The 18,130-nt window shown below is 58.3% G+C and carries 19 protein-coding genes; 9 read left to right on the top strand and 10 right to left on the bottom strand.

Features of this window, described 5'->3' with window-relative positions:
- Positions 1 to 128 precede the first annotated feature (128 nt).
- Both ACQK2G_RS02040 and ACQK2G_RS02035 read left to right on the top strand, forming a co-directional pair.
- Entirely contained in the window at positions 129 to 791 is a 663-nt protein-coding gene (locus ACQK2G_RS02040; protein WP_425403349.1) for a dienelactone hydrolase family protein, read from the top strand.
- 5 nt (positions 792 to 796) lie between these two features.
- A complete protein-coding gene (locus ACQK2G_RS02035; RefSeq protein WP_425403348.1) occupies positions 797 to 1,741 on the top strand; it encodes a VOC family protein in 945 nt (314 codons plus the stop codon).
- Here the strand turns inward: ACQK2G_RS02035 and ACQK2G_RS02030 are convergent.
- The gene (locus ACQK2G_RS02030) at positions 1,721 to 2,362 is read right to left on the bottom strand and encodes an FMN-binding negative transcriptional regulator (protein ID WP_425403347.1); all 642 of its coding nucleotides are present in this window, start codon (positions 2,360 to 2,362) and stop codon (positions 1,721 to 1,723) included. The two genes, ACQK2G_RS02035 and ACQK2G_RS02030, sit on opposite strands and share 21 nt — an antisense overlap.
- 474 nt (positions 2,363 to 2,836) lie before the next feature.
- Here ACQK2G_RS02030 and ACQK2G_RS02025 point away from each other — a divergent pair, with 474 nt between their 5' ends.
- From ACQK2G_RS02025 to ACQK2G_RS02010, 4 genes are all read left to right on the top strand, one after another.
- Positions 2,837 to 3,190 carry a hypothetical protein gene (locus ACQK2G_RS02025; RefSeq protein ID WP_425403346.1) on the top strand — a complete coding sequence of 118 codons (354 nt, stop codon included), beginning with the start codon at positions 2,837 to 2,839 and terminating at the stop codon, positions 3,188 to 3,190.
- A gap of 69 nt (positions 3,191 to 3,259) precedes the next feature.
- The gene (locus tag ACQK2G_RS02020; protein ID WP_425403345.1) at positions 3,260 to 4,105 is read left to right on the top strand and encodes a PfkB family carbohydrate kinase; all 846 of its coding nucleotides are present in this window, start codon (positions 3,260 to 3,262) and stop codon (positions 4,103 to 4,105) included.
- A gap of 5 nt (positions 4,106 to 4,110) precedes the next feature.
- Positions 4,111 to 5,010, top strand: coding sequence for a pseudouridine-5'-phosphate glycosidase (locus ACQK2G_RS02015; protein ID WP_425403344.1), 900 nt, complete (start codon positions 4,111 to 4,113; stop codon positions 5,008 to 5,010).
- 194 nt (positions 5,011 to 5,204) lie between these two features.
- Complete coding sequence (locus ACQK2G_RS02010) at positions 5,205 to 6,428, top strand: NADP-dependent isocitrate dehydrogenase (RefSeq protein WP_425403343.1); 1,224 nt, start codon at positions 5,205 to 5,207, stop codon at positions 6,426 to 6,428.
- 209 nt (positions 6,429 to 6,637) lie between these two features.
- On the opposite strand, the gene ACQK2G_RS02005 is transcribed toward ACQK2G_RS02010, so the two are convergent.
- Complete coding sequence (locus ACQK2G_RS02005; RefSeq protein ID WP_425403342.1) at positions 6,638 to 7,558, bottom strand: VPLPA-CTERM sorting domain-containing protein; 921 nt, start codon at positions 7,556 to 7,558, stop codon at positions 6,638 to 6,640.
- 558 nt (positions 7,559 to 8,116) lie between these two features.
- Positions 8,117 to 9,295 (bottom strand): vWA domain-containing protein, encoded by a 1,179-nt coding sequence (locus tag ACQK2G_RS02000; protein ID WP_425403341.1) that lies wholly within the window; start codon positions 9,293 to 9,295, stop codon positions 8,117 to 8,119.
- A gap of 245 nt (positions 9,296 to 9,540) precedes the next feature.
- Between ACQK2G_RS02000 and ACQK2G_RS01995 the strand changes: the two genes are divergently transcribed.
- The gene (locus ACQK2G_RS01995) at positions 9,541 to 10,632 is read left to right on the top strand and encodes a DUF2336 domain-containing protein (protein WP_425403340.1); all 1,092 of its coding nucleotides are present in this window, start codon (positions 9,541 to 9,543) and stop codon (positions 10,630 to 10,632) included.
- A gap of 15 nt (positions 10,633 to 10,647) precedes the next feature.
- On the opposite strand, the gene ACQK2G_RS01990 is transcribed toward ACQK2G_RS01995, so the two are convergent.
- The 5 genes from ACQK2G_RS01990 to ACQK2G_RS01970 all read right to left on the bottom strand — a co-directional run bounded on the left by ACQK2G_RS01990 (position 10,648) and on the right by ACQK2G_RS01970 (position 14,438).
- Positions 10,648 to 11,145, bottom strand: a complete 498-nt coding sequence (locus ACQK2G_RS01990; RefSeq protein WP_425403339.1) for a GNAT family N-acetyltransferase — start codon at positions 11,143 to 11,145, stop codon at positions 10,648 to 10,650.
- Positions 11,146 to 11,230: 85 nt separating this feature from the next.
- The gene (locus ACQK2G_RS01985; RefSeq protein WP_425403338.1) at positions 11,231 to 11,551 is read right to left on the bottom strand and encodes a hypothetical protein; all 321 of its coding nucleotides are present in this window, start codon (positions 11,549 to 11,551) and stop codon (positions 11,231 to 11,233) included.
- A gap of 50 nt (positions 11,552 to 11,601) precedes the next feature.
- Positions 11,602 to 12,450, bottom strand: a complete 849-nt coding sequence (locus ACQK2G_RS01980) for an AAA family ATPase (protein WP_425403337.1) — start codon at positions 12,448 to 12,450, stop codon at positions 11,602 to 11,604.
- Positions 12,451 to 12,652: 202 nt separating this feature from the next.
- Entirely contained in the window at positions 12,653 to 13,705 is a 1,053-nt protein-coding gene (locus ACQK2G_RS01975; protein WP_425403336.1) for a GGDEF domain-containing protein, read from the bottom strand.
- 226 nt (positions 13,706 to 13,931) lie between these two features.
- Positions 13,932 to 14,438 carry a thioesterase family protein gene (locus ACQK2G_RS01970; protein WP_425403335.1) on the bottom strand — a complete coding sequence of 169 codons (507 nt, stop codon included), beginning with the start codon at positions 14,436 to 14,438 and terminating at the stop codon, positions 13,932 to 13,934.
- Between the two features lie 473 nt (positions 14,439 to 14,911).
- Here ACQK2G_RS01970 and ACQK2G_RS01965 point away from each other — a divergent pair, with 473 nt between their 5' ends.
- Complete coding sequence (locus ACQK2G_RS01965; RefSeq protein WP_425403334.1) at positions 14,912 to 15,730, top strand: MlaA family lipoprotein; 819 nt, start codon at positions 14,912 to 14,914, stop codon at positions 15,728 to 15,730.
- A gap of 21 nt (positions 15,731 to 15,751) precedes the next feature.
- Positions 15,752 to 16,369, top strand: coding sequence for an MlaC/ttg2D family ABC transporter substrate-binding protein (locus ACQK2G_RS01960; protein WP_425403333.1), 618 nt, complete (start codon positions 15,752 to 15,754; stop codon positions 16,367 to 16,369).
- A 38-nt stretch (positions 16,370 to 16,407) separates the two neighbouring features.
- On the opposite strand, the gene ACQK2G_RS01955 is transcribed toward ACQK2G_RS01960, so the two are convergent.
- Complete coding sequence (locus ACQK2G_RS01955; RefSeq protein WP_425403332.1) at positions 16,408 to 17,013, bottom strand: TIGR02444 family protein; 606 nt, start codon at positions 17,011 to 17,013, stop codon at positions 16,408 to 16,410.
- Positions 17,010 to 18,119 (bottom strand): ATP-dependent 6-phosphofructokinase, encoded by a 1,110-nt coding sequence (locus ACQK2G_RS01950; protein ID WP_425403331.1) that lies wholly within the window; start codon positions 18,117 to 18,119, stop codon positions 17,010 to 17,012. The genes ACQK2G_RS01955 and ACQK2G_RS01950 overlap by 4 nt, the downstream gene beginning before the upstream one ends.
- Between the last annotated feature and the right edge of the window lie 11 nt (positions 18,120 to 18,130).

Here is an 18,130-nt window from a genome sequence, read left to right as displayed (position 1 = left end):
CTAAGCCTCTTCCGGCTGGATAATACCGCGACCGTCACCGAACTTGTTACCTCGGGGCGACTGGACACCGGTGCGGTTCGGACTAGGCTTGCAGCCAAATAAAAATTGGGGATTTGGAGGTGCCTGAAATGGGCGAAACAGTCGCGCTTACGGCCACGGACGGCCATCAGTTTTCTGCCTACCGGGCTGAGCCGAATGGCGTGTCGCTTGGCGGCATCGTTGTCGTTCAGGAAATTTTCGGGGTGAACGAGCATATTCGGTCGATCTGCGACCGGTTCGCTGAAATGGGATTCACCTGCATTGCGCCCGCACTTTTCGATCGTATCGAACCCGGCATCGAACTTGGCTATTCCGCCGATGACGTAGCACGCGGCCGGGAGTTGAAAGGCGCCAGCCCCGATGAACCCGCCCTGCTCGATATCGCGACGGCTTTGGCGGAATTGCCCGACGGCGGCAAAGGCATCGTCGGCTATTGCTGGGGCGGATATCTCTCCTGGGTAGCGGCAACCCGGCTGGACGGTTTGGACGCAGCTGTCTGCTATTATGGCGGCGGCATACAGACGAAGGCGGCCGACAAGCCGAAATGTCCGGCGATGCTGCATTTCGGGGAACGCGACGCGCATATCACTCCCGACCATGTGCAGGCTGTCCGGGACCATCATCCCGATCTTCCGATCCTGATGTATGATGCGGATCACGGCTTCAACTGCGACATGCGCGGGTCCTACGACAAACCGTCCGCGACCCTGGCGCTGGACCGCACGGTTGCGTTCTTCAAGCAGAACTTCTGATCCCGATGCAGCGCACAACTCCCCGCCCCGGCCGCGGCATTGATCACCTCGTGCTCTGCGTCCGGAACCTGGACGCAGCATCCGAGGTGTATGAACGCCTGGGCTTCACGCTCACGCCAAGGGCGAGCCACGACTGGGGCACGGATAACCGGTTGGTGCAGGTCGAAGGGAGTTTTCTGGAAATCATTGAGGTCGCCTATCCGGAGAAGCTGTTGCCGGAGCGTGATGGGCATTTCAATTTCGGTGCGTTTATCCACCGCTATCTGCGCGATCGGGAAGGTTTCGGCATGCTTGTTTTCGAGACCGGTAACGCCGAAGCTGACCGGCAGGAATTTGCGAAAGCGGGCCTTTCCGAATTTGAGCGGTTTGATTTCGAACGGAAGGCAACGCTGCCTGACGGATCAAAAGTAACGGTGGGTTTTTCACTGGCTTTCGTTCATCGCCCCGAATTCCCGGATGCGGCCTTTTTCGTCTGTCAGCAGCATGCGCCGGAATATTTCTGGAAACCACATTTTCAGAGGCACAAGAATGGTGCGCGGGCGATAGGCGAGATTGTCATGATTTCGGACAATCCCAAAGATATGCAGTTCCTGTTCGAGGGATTGCAGCAGGCCGAAAGCGTTTCACTTGAAAATCAGATCCTTCGGGCGGAAACGGCACGGGGATGGATGTCGGCAATGACTGCTGACACCTTCGAGGAGTGGTTCGGCCACGCGGCCCTGCAAGGGGTCAACATGCCGGCCGGCCCCCATCTGGCCGCTTTCCGTGTTCTGGTGAACGATCTCGCAGAAACCGAGCGGGTATTGCAGTATGCAGGCGTCGAGGCCCATTGGGCCAAGGCCGGGCTCGTCGTGCCGGCATCCGACCTTTTCGGTGTAACCCTCGCTTTCGTTCAAGGGGTTGAAAGCGAAGCGGAGGCCGGCCCGGTGCTAGCCTTGCCGACCGCCTAGCGCGAAAGTCTCCACCAAATCGGCCATATCGATGCGCCCCTGGTTGCGATAACCTTCTGCCACACCGCGCCGGTCCGCGTCTGGCCGGTTCTGGGACATCTTCCATTTCCCTTCCAGACGCGTCAGCGCGACTTCGACCACGGTGATGCCTTTCATCATCCGTTCGATGAAATCATCAGGTGCGTCAGTTACTTTCCACGGTTCCGGAAACTTCGCTTCGAAGCCGTCGGTCAATGCTGTGAGGTGTCGCCGCATGGCAACAGGCTCCTCGATTGCCTTGCCCGTGCCGTAGGCATGCACAACCGCGAAGTTCAGTGTGGGGACGACTTTTCCGTTTTCGGCCTTGGTCTTGTACCAGGACGGTGTGACATAAGCCGTCGGCCCCTGGAATATGAACAGGGTTTCCGTTCCCCCGGCAATCAGAGCCTGCTGGGGATTCGGTTTGGCGAAATGGCAGCGGATGACACCGTATTCAGCGGCGTCACGATCGACTTCAACCGGTACATGGCTGGCAATCATGCCGTCTGCCCCGGTACTGACGACAGTCGCCACCCCCAACGAGGACATCAAACCGAAAATGATATCCGGATCCTTTTCCTCGAACGCCTGAGGCATATACATAAAAATCCCCTTTCAAACCCTTTGCGCGCCGATGCGGATTGGGCTCTTGCCATTTGATTCGACGCCCGGATAGCGCCGATTTCTGCGTCATAATATCAACCAGCGTTAACGGCATGACCAAAAATGTCGTGGCATTATTAATTCATATTTACTCGCAATAACTTAGCGGATTTCCAGCGTAAACGGCGCCTTGGTAACTGGGTAATGCATGATTTCCCGAAACCTTGGTCCTGATCGATTTTGCCGCTATTCTCCGCGCTCTCAATGACGGCGAAATGGCGGATTCGCTCGACTGAAGCTTTGCATAACGACGTTATTCTAATATAAGATTTATCTGCCAATTAAAGAACAATATGGTGCGGTATACGCGCTGTGGACATTGGGGCTTTGGGTTAACAGGAAACAGGGTACGGGAACGATTGTTTCCTGTCGTTGAGCATGACGTCACCATATCTCCAACGGCCGAAACGGTCCTTGAACCAAGCGCTTATCGACACCGGACGCACGCCCGAGGAAGCCGGGAGCACGCATGATCAACTGGCATCTCGTTCCCGGCAGGCAAAAGGACCTGCGCGCCTTTCGAGAAACCGGATAGCCGTCGCTTTCGGGGTTGGCGTGGCGGTGCTCGCTGCAACGACCTTCGTTGCGTTGCGGTCAGAATTGCAGCAACCGCTTGCCATCACGGACCCGGAAGCCTTGAACGATATCGCCCCGGCATCGGGTGCGCCCTCAAATGCCGAACCGGGACAGCCCGCTGCCAATATCGACAACTGGGGTAACGCACCGGAACTGAACAACCTCAACAGCGGCAGTTCCCCCGAAAACTAATTGCGATACATGTCCTGGGATAGGCCCGGTTGCTTGCCAAGCTGGGTGAAGGCGTGCATCCGTTCCGCCATGAAATCGAACATTGCCATCGCCTGTTTCGGCGCCGCCCATTGGGACTACATTGCCCAGGCGCATCCCGGACATTTCGGGCCCGATCGGCCGGGGACGGTGCATACACGTCCGGGCGGTGTCGCAGCGAATGTCGCTCTCGGCCTCGCCAGGCTGGGGTTTTCCGTCGATTTATTGACCGTCGTTGGGCGGGACCCGGATGGCGAGGCATTGCTTGCGACGTTGAACGCCGCAGGAGTTCGGACATCCAATACCTTGATATCCGACGACGTCCCGACGGGCCGATATGTCGCGGTCGAGGACGAAACGGGCGAACTCGCCGGAGCTGTTGCCGATTGCCGTGCGATTGACGGCCTGCCTGCCGGCGGTCTTGCCAAGGAGGCCGTCGCGGAAGCGCGTTTCTGGTTCGTCGAAGCCAATCTACCGGCTCCGATCCTGGAGGAAATAGCCTCGGCCGCGCCCCGGCCATCGATTATCGCAAATCCGGTCTCACCCGCGCGTGCCGGTCGGTTGCGCGGAATTCTCGACCGGATCGCGATCCTTTACTGCAATCGCGGTGAAGCCGAAGAGATATGCGGCGCTTCCTTTTCCAATTCGGACGAGGCCGCGCAAGGGTTGCGCCGGAAAGGCGTCACACGAGCCGTGGTGACGGACGGCCCGGCGGCGGTTTGCGATGCCTCAGCCGACGGCATAGTTTGCGCCGAGCCCGATCTGGCGGGATTCGCCTCCGCCACAGGTGCCGGCGATGCTTTCCTATCCAGGCATTTGGCCGCCATTATCGCTGAGATGTCCCCCATGACCGCGCTCCATGCTGCGTTGACCCCACAGGGAAAGGAACGAGTTTGATACCCTTGGCCAAAAGTTCGGAGGTTCAAGCCGCCGAGGCGGCGAATATCCCCCTCGTTGCTTTGGAGAGCACGATCATTACCCATGGCCTGCCCTGGCCCAGGAACCTGGAGACCGCTCTTCTGATGGAAGAGACGGTCCGCGCCGCCGGCGCCGTCCCGGCAACCATTGCCGTCCTTGAGGGCGTCATCCACGCCGGTCTGGAAAAATCCGCGCTGGAAAAGCTGGCCCAGACCCGCGACGCGGCGAAACTCTCCCGCGCCGACCTCGCGCCCGTGCTCGCGGCCGGCGGTGACGGATCGACAACGGTGGCGGCAACGATGATCTGCGCTCACCTGGCTGGTATCGACGTGTTTGCGACCGGCGGCATCGGCGGTGTCCACCGAGGCGCCGAGACCAGCTTCGACATTTCCGCCGACCTCGACGAACTGGCGAAGACGCCCGTGACCGTCGTTTGCGCCGGCGCGAAGGCCATTCTGGACCTTCCCAAGACCCTGGAGGCCCTGGAAACACGCGGCGTTCCGGTCATCGGCTGGCGTACCGACGAATTTCCCGCTTTCTGGTCCGCAACCAGCGGGCTGCCGATACCTTTGCGCATGGACGACGCGCCCCGGATTGCGCGCGCGCACAAGCTGAGGGCAGCCCTTGGCCTCGAAGGCGGGCAATTGGTCGTGAACCCGATCCCGGCGGTTGACGAGATTTCCTATCACGAGATTTCACCGGCAATCGAGCGGGCCATTGCGGAGGCCGCCGAACAGGGAATTACGGGCAAGGACGTCACACCGTTCCTACTGGAACGCGTCCTGGCGGCGACCGAAGGACGGAGTCTGGAAGCAAACATCGCCCTTGTCCTCAACAACGCAAGGCTCGCGGCGGAAATCGCCGTGGCTATGTTGGAAATCTAGACGGCGTCGGATTGCCTACGAATGTTGCTCCGATGCGGGGCATTGGCTAATGTCCGCAACTCTAGTTCTTAAGCGGCGCGGCGACTTTTCGGTCGATTGTGCGTATACTTTGACATTCGGTTGAGCAGGGTTAACAACCCGGTGCGGCTGCGCTGATCATAGCCGGCAGGAACGCCAGAGGGAGAAGTTCTAACATGTCGAAAATCAAGGTGAAAAATCCGATCGTCGAGCTCGACGGCGACGAGATGACCCGGATCATCTGGGAATTCATCAAGGAGAAACTCGTCCTGCCGTACCTGGACGTGGATTTGAAATACTACGACCTCGGCATCGAAAAGCGCGACGAGACCGATGATCAGATCACCATCGACGCGGCGAACGCGATCAAGCAATACGGTGTCGGCGTCAAATGCGCGACGATCACGCCGGACGAAGACCGCGTCGAGGAATTCGGCCTGAAGAAAATGTGGCGGTCGCCGAACGGCACCATCCGTAACATCCTGGACGGCACCGTCTTCCGTGAGCCGATCGTCTGCCAGAACGTCCCGCGTCTGATCCCCAGCTGGACCAGCCCGATCGTCGTCGCCCGCCATGCATTCGGCGACCAATATCGCGCGACGGATTTTCTGGTCCCAGAAGCCGGTACGCTGCACATCACCTTCACCCCGGACGATCCGGAAGGCGAAAACATCCGCCACACGGTGTTCCATTTCGAAGGCGCCGGTATCGCCATGGGCATGTACAACCTGGATGACTCGATCCGCGGTTTCGCCCGGGCCTGCATGAACTACGGTTTGATGCGCAATTATCCGGTCTATCTGTCGACCAAGAACACCATTCTCAAAGCCTATGACGGTCGCTTCAAGGATCTCTTCCAGGAAGTCTACGAGGCCGAATTCGAGGACAAGTTCAAGGCAGCGGGCATCTGGTACGAACACCGCCTGATCGACGACATGGTCGCCTTCGCGCTGAAGAACAGCGGCGACTTCCTCTGGGCCGCAAAGAACTACGACGGCGACGTTCAGTCCGACTCCGTCGCGCAGGGCTTCGGATCTCTCGGCCTGATGACCTCCGTGCTGATGACGCCGGATGGCAAGACGGTCGAAGCGGAAGCCGCCCACGGTACCGTCACACGCCACTACCGGCAGCACCAGCAGGGCAAGGAAACCTCGACGAACCCGATCGCCTCCATTTTCGCGTGGACGCGCGGCATCGGCTATCGCGGCAAATTCGACGGTACGCCGGATGTCGAACGCTTCGCCAGCACGATCGAAAAGGTCTGCGTCGACACGGTCGAGGACGGCCACATGACCAAGGATCTGGCCTTGCTGATCGGCGAAAGCCAGCCCTGGCTGACGACCAACCAGTTCCTCGAAAAGCTGGATGAAAACCTGAAGAAAGCGATGGAGACCTGGTAAGCCGGCCTCCGGGCCGCGCGTTTCCGCGGCAGGTTTCATTCGATTGATCGGAAACCCCGCCGGCACGCGTCGGCGGGGTTTTTCGTGTCCTACCCAGTCGGATCGCCCCATCAATCCCCGCAGTCGCGGGGCGAGACAAAGAAAAACCCTGCCGGCGTTACCGGCAGGGTCCGAGTAGCAAGATCTTGAGGGATCTTGGAGTTCGTTCTTCAGACCGTCGCGTGGCGTCGACGGGCCAATACGCCCAACCCGATGAGTGCGGAGATCAAAAGCGGCATAGTGGCCGGCACCGGCACGGGGGTCACGGTACCGCTGAAAGCGATTTTCCAGACCATTTCTTTCTTGTTGTAATCGTGGTTGTGCTTCTTGCCGTGCTTCTTACTGCGCTTCTTCTTGTAAGTGTTATATTCCTCGGTACCGCCAGTATAGAACAGGCTGATGATGTCCTGACAGCCGACGCCGTCGCAATCCGGGAAATCCCACTCGCCGCCGTTGCCCGGCAAATCCCACCAGTTCCGGCGCGTGTCGCCCCAGAGATACATTTCGATCCCGCCGTCGTCGGTTTGCTGGGCACCGTTTACAAGGTCCCATTCGATCGTGCTGTCGAAATAGACCATATCGACGAGCGTCGCGGATTCCTGCCCGTCGACAAAGCGTTGGATCATATATTCCAACTGCCCGCCCACGACATGGGTGGAATGATGCTCGCTGTTGCCGTTTTGATACCACCAAGGCAATTGCCAACCGACTTCCAGGAAGGAGTTCTCGCTGTTGAGGATGGTGATGTCGTAGCGGACGGCGCTTGAGCCCGACCCGAATGTTTCCGAGTAGACCAGCAGGTCTTGCTGATCGAAGAGCGCTTTGTCGCCCGTGCTCAGCGAATTGTCCGAACCGGAGTCCCAGGAATAGACCACATCCCCACCGATCTCCCGTGCGTCGTTCCCGCCTCCTGGCCCGTCATTCGATCGGTAGATGCGCGAGAAGTTCAGCGCCCCGACCGTGACGTCCAGAATTTCGCCGGTATGCGCAACCACCGCAGCATTCGCGCCCGACGAAAGCATGGCGCTGACACCAATGACAGCCAAACCCGCTGCAAGCGTTTTGCTGCCGAAGACTCCAAGCCCCTTCATCAGATTCCCCCGATCGGCACGCGAGAAATCTCGCCAAGCTAAAGGTCAAACGGTGGTTCCACGCGTCGATCAAACGCAGATTTCCCCCGTAGATTGCAGAGCTAACCGATTAGCTGTGATTGTGCTACCGCAGCATTTCAACGGTTCGTCATGTTATGGATCGAACCCCAAATCGCTGTCACATGGTCGACAACGGTTAACAATCAGGCGGAAGCATTGAACTTTAGGATCAACTGAAGATCCGGATTGGCATTGGGGATCACTAAGGTGCGACGCACAAAAACGTCACCCGGTTTCGTTTGGACAAAGGACAATCGTTCAAGAAGTTGTCTTCGTCCAACAACCTTAGAACCGGTTGCGATGCAGGGCAGTGACTGAGCGCCAGCGCCTCCACCTGCTGACGCGTGGACACAGACGCGCTGTAACAGACGGACACCGCCGTCGTATTGGGCCTCTCGTGCCACGGGTCGCTTGAAGTGATAGACGGATCGCGGGCGCATCCCGCGAGCAGCACCATCACCCCCAAAGCCGCAGCCGGCAAAGTCGCGCGCCGTGTCATCACGTCAACTCCCGCATCGCGTCATCCAACCCACGCAATGTGAGTGGGAACATCCGGTCTTCCATGATTTCCTTCATCAGCCTGATGGAGGGCATGCGGTCCCACCACGCCAAGGGCTGCGGGTTCAGCCAAACAGCGTTGGAATACGTCTTCAAAACCCGTTCCATCCAAACGCGGCCGGCCTCTTCATTCCAGTGCTCGACACTGCCGCCCGGGTAAACGATCTCATAGGGGCTCATTGAGGCATCCCCAACGAAAATGACCTTGTAGTCCCGGGGATAGGTTCGAAGGACCTCCTCAGTGGTCATCCGCTCTTCCCAGCGGCGCTTGTTGTCCCGCCAGACACTCTCATACAAGCAGTTGTGGAAATAGAAGTATTCCAGGTGCTTGAACTCAGTCCGGACCGCGGAAAACAGCTCTTCGCACACCCGGATGTGGTCGTCCATCGACCCGCCGATATCGAAGAAAATCAACACCTTCACGGCATTGTGCCGCTCCGGCACCATCTTCAAATCGAGATAGCCTGCATTGTCGGCCGTGGACCGGATCGTATCGTCCAGATCCAGTTCGGTCGCCGCCCCTTCCCGCGCAAAACGGCGAAGGCGACGCAGTGCGACCTTGATGTTACGCGTTCCGAGCTCAATCCCGTCATCAAGATTCTTGAAGGTTCTCTTCTCCCAAACCTTCACTGCCCGGCGATGGGTCGACTCCCCACCGATCCGCACGCCTTCAGGGTTGTAGCCGTGCGATCCGAACGGGGAGGTACCGCCGGTCCCGATCCACTTGGACCCCCCCTGGTGCCTGCCTTGCTGCTCGCGCAGCCTTTCCTTGAGGGTCTCCATAATCTTGTCAAAGCCGCCGAGGGCCTCGATCATTGCCTTCTCTTCGTCGGTCAGGAGTTTCTCGACCAACTTCCTCAGCCATTCCTCCGGAATCGAAACCGCATCCGGGTCAATTCCTTCCGGGCGCTCAAGCCCCTTGAACACTTCACCGAATACCCTGTCGAACCGGTCGAGGTAACGCTCGTCCTTCACCAACGCGGAACGGCTGAGATAATAAAAGTTATCGACACTATAGGCGGCAACGCGTGCCTGCATGGCCTCGAGCAGCGTAAGATACTCGCGCAGGGACACCGGCAGACCGGCCTGTTTCAGGCCCAAGAAGAGATCGATGAACATGCCTTCGGTCCTACTCTGCCCCCAAACGTGACGCAAGTCCCGCATCCGCGCGCAACCAAATCCCTGCGAAGTTTAACTTTTTTCCGCAGACAACCGGTTCGGCATTTGTTTTACTGGATTTGCCAAATTCGGCGGATTGTCGCGATTGATAGAATCGATCGGCATCGGCCCGTCGACATTCACTTGGTAGCTTCGCCGTATCAACGGGAAAACTGCCGGAATCGCCAGGTATTCGAGGGAACGGGATGGCGAAATACACGCTGCGCGAGCTTGTCGAAGTGGCGAAAAGCCCGAACAAGCGGGACCGAAACCTACTTGCGGAATCGCTCAGCCGTCTCGTCCTCTCAACGGGCCGGAAGCTGAGTGAAACGGAGCAGAACATCGTTTACGATATTCTGCGCCATCTGATTCATCAGGTCGAAATGAATGTGCGACGCAGCTTGGCGGAAAGCCTTGCCGAGCGCACCGATACGCCCCACGACATCGTCATGGCCCTGGCAAACGATGTCATCGAGGTGGCGCATCCGGTTCTGACCAAAAGCCCGCTGTTGCAGGATGTAGACCTCATCCGTCTTATCCTCGAACACACCCAGCAGCATCAAATCGCAATTTCCAAGCGCGCGCATTTGTCCGGCGACGTATCGGAGACCTTGGTCGACACGAACGACCCGGCGGTCATCTCCTCACTGTTGGAGAACGAGAACGCGGAACTGAACGAAGATACGTTCAACAAACTCGTGGAATCCTCATACTTGATGGACGAGATTCGCGGCCCGCTGGCCTATCGGGCCGATCTGCCGCCGGACCTGGCAAAACGGATGATCGGATGGGTCGGTGCTGCCTTGCGGGACTACCTGTCGTCGAAACTGGGCGATGTGGGTCCCATTGCCGCGGACATGGAACGCGCCATCGAACATGCATCCGAGGACAAATCGCTGACCGAAGAGATGGTGGGCCTAGCGGCCGCCAACGGGTCCGCCGACCCTGCGTCGGGGTATCGGCCGCACCCGCGGGTACTCGTAAAAGCCTTGGAGGATGGAGATATTCTCCGCTTTGAAGCGCTGTTTCGCGAATTCACCCATTTGGGCGACAATACTTTCGCCAAGATTCTTTACGATTCGGGACCCGAGGCACTGGCCATCGCCTGCAAAGCGTCAGGCATAGACCGGTACTCTTTTTCAGATATTCTTTGCCATCTGCATGGTGCCGGCGATGTCTCGCGGTATCGCGATTCGGCGGACCACTTGAAAATAATGGAATATTTCGAGCGGATTGGGGTTTCCGGCGCGGAACGCGTCCTCGACGCTTGGCGAAGCGCCGACAGTTCAGCCATTTGACCGGGATTCGAGCGACTACGAGAATGTCTTGAGCATCAAGGCAACGCTTTTCGACCCGCCGTCAGTCTCCTGCCGGCCGACGATACGAAATCCGAGCCTCTCATGAAAGCGCATCGAGCCGGGATTGGGCGGGCGTTCGTTCACCTCACAAGCAAGGCAGGAGCTCCGGCCTTCGGCGAATGCCGACAAATCATCGTATAGTTTCTTCCCGATCCCACGGCCGCGAGCGGCCTCCGATACAACGATACGGTCGACATACAGGAAATCCCCATACCTGTCGTCGAACCAGCGATAGTTGAGACTCTGGTACGAAGACCCGGGTCCGAACGCCACCATCAAACCGACGACATCACCTTCGATATCCGCCACACGCGCATAGGCGGCACTCTCAACGAGGGAATAGAGTGCCGGTTCCTCGAGCAAATTCACATTGGGAACCGCGGCACTATTCAGTTCCGCTATCACCGACGAGTCCAGCTTCTCAATATTTCTAATAATCACGTTATCGGACACGTCACACACTCCGCCCCACGGATCTCGTCCGCAGGCTCGTTACATAAAACCTCTAAGCTCCGGCCGCTGGGTTGATCGGTACAAGTCAGCCTGAGCGCTTCGCCTTGGCGTCGGCCCGCAGTTTTTCCTGAACGGGACGGAAATCGTAAGTCGGGTAGAACTCGGTCGAGAACGCACCCCATGCCTTCTTTTCGATGGCAAGGTTCACCTCACGCAGTCGGCCCGGCGGAACGCTCAACGTCGCTACCTGGCCAATCCCCATCATCACGTACCAGGAAACGACCTCAATACCATCCGGCGGGAAATCTGCCCAAAACTCGCCTTCGTCCAGTTTCGCGTTGATCTCGCCCAGGTTCTTGTCCTGCTGATGTTTCAGAAAAACTGTAATCAGCACATTTTCACTCATGGTTTTTCTCCCCTTGGGCCCAATGGTTGAGGTCTTTAAAACGCCGGCACTTACCGACCGCCTTCCCGGCGCGCCATGAAGGCCAGACGCTCGAAAAGGTGCACATCCTGTTCATTCTTCAACAGGGCGCCGTGCAGGACCGGAATCGCTTGGCTCGCATCCTGTTGGCGCAGCACTTCGGGCGGGACGTCTTCAGCCATCAACAACTTGATCCAATCGAGCAGCTCCGAGGTCGACGGGCGTTTCTTCAACCCCTTCACCTCGCGAACCTCGTAGAAAACCGCCAAGGCTTCCCGCAGCAGCATCTTCTTGATCTCGGGAAAATGCACGTTGACGATCTGTTCCATCACTTCACGGTCGGGGAACTTGATATAGTGGAAAAAGCAGCGGCGCAGGAAGGCGTCCGGCAATTCTTTTTCATTGTTCGACGTGATGATGACGATCGGCCGGTGCTTCGCCTTCACCGTCTCCTGCGTCTCGTAGACGAAGAACTCCATGCGGTCCAATTCGAGCAGCAAGTCGTTCGGGAATTCGATATCGGCCTTGTCGATCTCGTCTATCAGCAAGACGGGTGCAACATCCGCTTCGAACGCCTCCCACATTTTACCGCGATTGATGTAGTTGCGAATGTCGTGGACCCGCTCGTCGCCAAGTTGGCTGTCCCGCAAGCGGCTCACCGCATCATATTCATACAGGCCCTGCTGTGCCCTGGTTGTCGATTTGACGTGCCACTCCAACAATGGCCGCCCCAAGGCCTGTGCCACTTCCCGTGCCAGGACGGTCTTGCCCGTGCCCGGCTCACCTTTCACAAGGAGCGGACGCTGCAACGTGACAGCAGCGTTGACCGCCATGTTCAGATCTTCTGTCGCAACGTAACTGTCTGTACCTTCAAAACGCATGCTCAACGCCTCGCTCCGGTCAAATCGGATGAATGTTTCGATGTGGCGACAGTAGAAAACGGCCGGCGCCCGATCAACCCGACACGGCATCCGCACGGGCACGCTTCGTTGCCGTGACTCGTTTCACTGAAAAGCCTGGAAGGGAATTGGAACCTGGAAGCACCGTGACACCAGGAGTTGGCAGAGCCACCGGACCGCGCTCTCAGCCTGCGGCTACCTCGGCTTCCAACTGGGTTTCGACGACCGTCTGATTCCTGCCGTGCTGTTTGGCGAAATACAGCCCCGCATCGGCACGCTGCACCAGGTCGTTCGGGGAATCGCCCGGCTTGTACAGTGAAACTCCCAGGGACAGTGTAATATTCCCCATCGATTCGCCGGTGCTTCGGTTGCGGATTTGTTTCGAACTGACCATTTCCCGCACGCGTTCACAAACCACGCGGGCGTCATCAAGCGCCGATCCGGGAAGAATAAGGGCGAATTCCTCACCGCCATAGCGCGCGGCCGTCTCGCCTTCCCTCACACTGCCCTCAAGTATCTTCGCGACCAGCTTTAGAACCTGGTCTCCGGTCTGATGACCGTAGTTGTCGTTGAACTTCTTGAAGAAGTCGATGTCGGTCATCGCCAAGCAAAGCGGTTCACCGGATTTGGACGCGTGTTCGATTGCGCGGTCTATGGTCATGTCGAACATCTTGCGATTGGCGATCCCGGTCAGTCCGTCGGTCAATGCCTCACGCTGAACCTCAGCCAGGTTCTCCCGCAGGGACACGATTTCCTTCGAGGATGCCTCGAGACGCCTCTGCATTTCCGTGTTCGACGACTGCATCTTCTGCGCTTCGTCGACGAGCGACTTCATGACCTTGGTTATGCCTTCCAAACCCTGGTCTTTCGTCAGGTCGCGCAGATTTTCCTGGATGGATGTCTGGAAGTTTTCAGCGTCACCCGTGGCGGATGAAATGACGGAGAGGACCTCGGCGAGTTCCTCTTCCATCCGCGCGCCCGTTTGCTGGACGATCAAATCGTCGGGCGGACCGCCTAAGTACCGCTCGTAAATTTGGCGGTTCCGTTCCGGCGTCATGGCGTCGGGACGGTCGAGAAGCTCGGTCACTTCCTTGCTCAAATCCGGCATCCTGCCCGTCGCATGGGCATACCAGATCGCAAAATTTTCCGGGGTCGGGGGCACGGAGTTGCTCTCCATCAGCGTCATCGCCGATTGAGCAAATTCCATGGCTTCCGCCAGTCCCTCTGAGAACTCCAAGCTTCTTCTCCGCCCTTCCCAGCACGCAATATAAGGTGCAAGAACCTCGTTGCGCCGGATTCCCGTCCCCTTATATCCATAAGTTAGGGAAAATAGAACAACCGCTCAACGGTTTTGATCCAACAACAGTCGTCAAAGTGCCGGCAAACCGATCTCGACGGGCAAATTCAACCGGATTAGAGGTTGATTGTCCGACACAGTGGGGCGGCAGCCGGTTCCATCGCCTCTAAATCTGCTTCGTTTTCATCACACGCCCTACCCGCTCGGGCACGGGCAGATGGGCCTGGCTGTCCTGGATCTCTCGAAGCCGTTCGCGCTGCGCGGGCGGAATCGGCGCCACCTTCCGCACGGACATATCGACATGCAGGCTGAGGCATTCATTGGTCGCGGCAAGAAAACCCTCTTCCGCATGGAACATTTGATGGAAATAATGCACTCGCTTGTCGTCGAACCCGATAAGTTGCGTCGTAAAGGCGAGCGGGGCGTCCAGATGGACCTCGGTAACGTACGAAACGTTCATTTCCGCTGTAAAAGTCGAGCCGTTGTCCTTTTCAAGATAGGACCAACCGAGGTTGATCCGCTCCAGGAAGTGATCCGTCGCCAGGTCAAACGCCTGAACGTAGAAGGCAACGTTCATATGTCCGTTACCGTCAATCCATTCCGGCGCTACCTTCACCGTACAGCCGGTAATCAAGGCTGGATCTATGTCGGACAAGGTCGGGTCCTGGCTCATCGCACTTTATCCCCCAATGTTTCTGATGAATTGGAGGCTTCGCCGAAACGCGGCAAAAATGCAACACCCGCGGAAGATTCCTGTTTCCCAAATGTTTATCTTTTTTGCTGACCGGCAAATGCTATGCTACCGGAAAGGATAATACGGGAACCGTGAGCGTAATCACAGTCGATTGACGGGTTACGTGCTACGGATCACCCAAGGAGAGAAATTCGGCGCGGGGTCCCCCTTTTTAGCAACGCGTTCACAGTACCTTGAGTTCACGTGCCGTAGACATTCGTCCGGTCCCGCAGTAATTCGATGCTGCGTCGCCTGAATGTTTGGTTGGCAGCCGGGCTGTACAATGGACAGGATTTGTTTTGTCGATTGCTGCTTGGCAACGGATCGAGGTTTGGCGTCGCGAGAGGAAACCGCCCGAAATGTTCTTTTGGGTCTTTGAAATGCGGTCGAGTTACGGGGATTGGTGTTAGATCATGAGCATCCAGCGGTTTCTGCAGTTTTTAATGGCGTGCACCTTGGCACTTGGATTGGTGTCTTGCGCAACGCCCCAGAACGCCGGTGACACGGCGGCCGCGACCGAGGTGAATGACCCGCTGGAAGACGTCAACCGTGTCATCTTCGACGTCAATCTCGCCTTGGATAAAGTGATCGTTCGGCCCTTCGCATCGCTGTACGGCGAGCTGCCGGGCGGCATCAAGGACAGCATCCGTAACTTCCTCAGAAACCTGAAGACACCGGTCATCCTGGCCAACAACCTTCTTCAGGGCGACATTCAGGGTGCCAGCGACACGATCGGGCGCTTTCTGACCAATACGATCATCGGCCTGGGCGGTTTGTTCGATGTTGCCAACGGCAATGGCAAGGGCATCGCCTATCGGTCCGAAGATTTCGGCCAGACCCTTGGCGTTTGGGGCGCGAGTGGCGGTCCGTATCTGATGCTGCCGATCCTGGGCCCGTCGAACGTGCGTGATACGATCGGTATGGTTCCGGACTACTTCATGGACCCGATCACCTGGTGGGACATCAACTCCGACAAGGATCTGCCGACCGGCATCGCCATTGGCCGCCGCGTGCTTGAAACGATCGACACGCGTTCCCGCAACATGAAGCAGCTTGAAGATCTCGAAGCCACGTCGTTGGATTTCTACGCCACGGTTCGTAGCCTGTACCACCAGCAGCGTGAGAACATGATCCGAAACGGCGACGAAGCCGAGGGTGCGCCAATCCCGTCCGTCAACTTTGAAATCGAAGAAGACGGAAACGGCGAACCGAAAGCCGCGCTGATCCAGTAAGGAAGGTTGAGGGCGGTCGCGATGACAAAAACAACACGTCGCTCGCTGATCGCCCTTCTAACTGCTGCCTTCCTGTGGCCCGCTCATCCGGCAATCGCCGGAGAGAGCCCCGAGGCCTTTATTTCCCGCTTGGCCGCGGGCGCTATCCAACACCTGACATCACCGGATCTGGCGCCAGATGAACGCCAAGCACGGTTCCGCACCATGCTGAAGGACGGTTTCGATCTGGAGAACGTTTCCAATTTCCTGTTGGGCCCGTTCCGGCGCAAAGCCAGCCAAGACGAGATCGACGATTTCCGACGGGTCCTGGAGGACAATGTCGTCGTTACCTATGCGTGGCGCTTTTCAGGATACAATGGTCAGAAATTCAATGTCGGCGCCGTTCGCGACGGCCACCGCGGGCAGAAGATCGTGTCCAGCACCTTGGCGCAAAAGGATGGCGGCCCGCCGATCATGATCGATTGGAAATTGACCCCTCACAAGGATAGCTGGAGGATTTTCGACATCATGGTCGAAGGGCTTTCCATGCTGGTTACCCAACGGGACGAATATGCCGCCGTAATCCGTCGGAACGACGGCAAGGTCAGTGCGCTGATCGATGCGATCAAGGCGCAGAACGAGAAGCTCCGAAACTCATAGGTGATCGATTTCGCGATCGCTTGTTCGTTCAAGTCCGCTTAATTCGGCTCGTCTTCCTCCTTCTCCAGTTCATCCCGGCAACCCAGCACCGTCGTTTCGACGATCTGTTTCAGGACGGCGGTGTCGCCGACACCGCGAACATCACGCAAATAGACCGTCAGATTCATCCTCGCGACGCCCGACCGTTCCGCATGTCTGGCGTCCCGCCCGGGCAGAGTCTCCAGCGCGCGAAAGAGCACCGCCTGTTGGATCTGTTCGGCCTTCAACTCGGCGTCTTTCACGTCGTCCCGAAGCCCCGTCGTCACCTGCGGGCCCATGGGGCCGACGGCCTCCGACAAGCGTCGCCGAACGGTTCGGATCGGCCCTATGACTTCCTTGCGCCATCCTTCGACAAGGCGGTCCAGCCGCTTCAGACCGGCGCCATCGAGCCGCACGCCCGAAAACCCGACCCAGCAACAGAGCAGCATCAGATTGACGTCCACACCGTGCCGGTCCTGGGCATCAAGGCATGTCTCCCGCACCTGTTGAGAAGAGTAGACGGACAGGGAAAACCGCCAGAATGGATTGTCCAATGCCAAGGGCTCCATGTCGGGCCCGAAAGAAGTCTCGTCGGCAGGCCGAATGGGACCTTCACCATCGATCATTGCGCTTCTCCCAACACCACTGGCATCGCATCGCCGAAACTGACGCCCAACGCGCGGGCGGCATGAACAAGCGGCCCGTCGACGGCCACGTTCGCATATGTCGCAATGGCTTCCTCGATCGGGACATCTTCCACGTGCCGGTCCCGCCAGATCACCGTGCGATCGAACCGCCCTTGCGCCACAAGGTCGACCGCATGGGTTCCGAAGACCGTCGCCATCAACCGGTCCCTGGGGCTTGGCTGCCCGCCGCGCTGCAGATGCCCCAGAACGGTCACGCGCAATTCCGCATCGACCCTCTTTTCCAACGCCTCCCCAAGCGCATGCCCAACGCCGCCATAGCGTCCGTGCCGCGAAACCGGCTCTCCATCCGGACCGGGGCAGGCCTCCGCGATGACGATCAAGGCGAAGTTGCGGCCGGATTGCCGCAAAGCCTCGATCTTCTGGACCACATGATCGATGGCGTAGGGAATCTCGGGGATCAGGATGATATCGGCGCCGCCTGCGATGCCGGAGGCCAGAGCGATATGACCGGCGTCGCGGCCCATCACCTCCAGGATCATGATCCGGTTGTGGCTTGCCGCCGTCGGCTGCAGTTTGTCCAGCGCGTCCGACGCCACCTGAACGGCGGTATCGTATCCGATCGACACTTCGGTCGCCCCGATATCGTTGTCGATGGTTTTCGGAATGCAAACCAGATTGATGCCGCCTTGCTGCGCCAGTTTGCGCATAATCGCCTGGCTGCCGTCCCCGCCGATGGCGATCAACGCGTCCAACCCCAGAATCCGATAGCCCTCGATGACCTCGTTGCTTCTATCCTCCAGCGTGCCGTCGGATCGAGGAAAAGCGAACGGATTTCCCTTGTTGGTCGTGCCCAGAAAAGTCCCGCCCGACCGCAGAAGGGCGCCATCAAAGAGATCCGTGGTCAAAGGATGCGCCTGGACCGGACGGTGCATAAGACCGGCGGTCCCCTGTTCGATCCCATACACCGTCCACCCATAACCCACGACGGCACGATAGGTGACGGCCCGAATCGCCGCGTTGAGGCCGGCGCAGTCGCCGCCGCTGGTCAGGACACCGATCGCTTTCACGTCCTTTGAACCGTCCATAAGGGATTCTC

This window comes from Hwanghaeella sp. (assembly GCF_965227365.1).
Lineage (GTDB): Bacteria > Pseudomonadota > Alphaproteobacteria > UBA8366 > Aestuariispiraceae > Hwanghaeella.
The sequence above is the reverse complement of the archived record's forward strand: the minus strand, read 5'-3'. Positions and strand labels throughout refer to the sequence as shown.

What these genes read in the sequence shown, in the direction of transcription:
- ACQK2G_RS02000 (WP_425403341.1), bottom strand. Translation starts at nt 9,295, where the DNA reads ATGTTCATCGATCTCTTCTTGGGCCTGAAACAGGCCGGTCTGCCGGTG.
- ACQK2G_RS02030 (WP_425403347.1), bottom strand. Translation starts at nt 2,362, where the DNA reads ATGTATATGCCTCAGGCGTTCGAGGAAAAGGATCCGGATATCATTTTC.
- ACQK2G_RS02020 (WP_425403345.1), top strand. Translation starts at nt 3,260, where the DNA reads ATGAAATCGAACATTGCCATCGCCTGTTTCGGCGCCGCCCATTGGGAC.
- ACQK2G_RS01950 (WP_425403331.1), bottom strand. Translation starts at nt 18,119, where the DNA reads ATGGACGGTTCAAAGGACGTGAAAGCGATCGGTGTCCTGACCAGCGGC.
- ACQK2G_RS01955 (WP_425403332.1), bottom strand. Translation starts at nt 17,013, where the DNA reads ATGATCGATGGTGAAGGTCCCATTCGGCCTGCCGACGAGACTTCTTTC.
- ACQK2G_RS01985 (WP_425403338.1), bottom strand. Translation starts at nt 11,551, where the DNA reads ATGAGTGAAAATGTGCTGATTACAGTTTTTCTGAAACATCAGCAGGAC.
- ACQK2G_RS02035 (WP_425403348.1), top strand. Translation starts at nt 797, where the DNA reads ATGCAGCGCACAACTCCCCGCCCCGGCCGCGGCATTGATCACCTCGTG.
- ACQK2G_RS01960 (WP_425403333.1), top strand. Translation starts at nt 15,752, where the DNA reads ATGACAAAAACAACACGTCGCTCGCTGATCGCCCTTCTAACTGCTGCC.
- ACQK2G_RS01970 (WP_425403335.1), bottom strand. Translation starts at nt 14,438, where the DNA reads ATGAGCCAGGACCCGACCTTGTCCGACATAGATCCAGCCTTGATTACC.
- ACQK2G_RS02005 (WP_425403342.1), bottom strand. Translation starts at nt 7,558, where the DNA reads ATGAAGGGGCTTGGAGTCTTCGGCAGCAAAACGCTTGCAGCGGGTTTG.
- ACQK2G_RS01965 (WP_425403334.1), top strand. Translation starts at nt 14,912, where the DNA reads ATGAGCATCCAGCGGTTTCTGCAGTTTTTAATGGCGTGCACCTTGGCA.
- ACQK2G_RS01995 (WP_425403340.1), top strand. Translation starts at nt 9,541, where the DNA reads ATGGCGAAATACACGCTGCGCGAGCTTGTCGAAGTGGCGAAAAGCCCG.
- ACQK2G_RS01980 (WP_425403337.1), bottom strand. Translation starts at nt 12,450, where the DNA reads ATGCGTTTTGAAGGTACAGACAGTTACGTTGCGACAGAAGATCTGAAC.
- ACQK2G_RS02040 (WP_425403349.1), top strand. Translation starts at nt 129, where the DNA reads ATGGGCGAAACAGTCGCGCTTACGGCCACGGACGGCCATCAGTTTTCT.
- ACQK2G_RS02010 (WP_425403343.1), top strand. Translation starts at nt 5,205, where the DNA reads ATGTCGAAAATCAAGGTGAAAAATCCGATCGTCGAGCTCGACGGCGAC.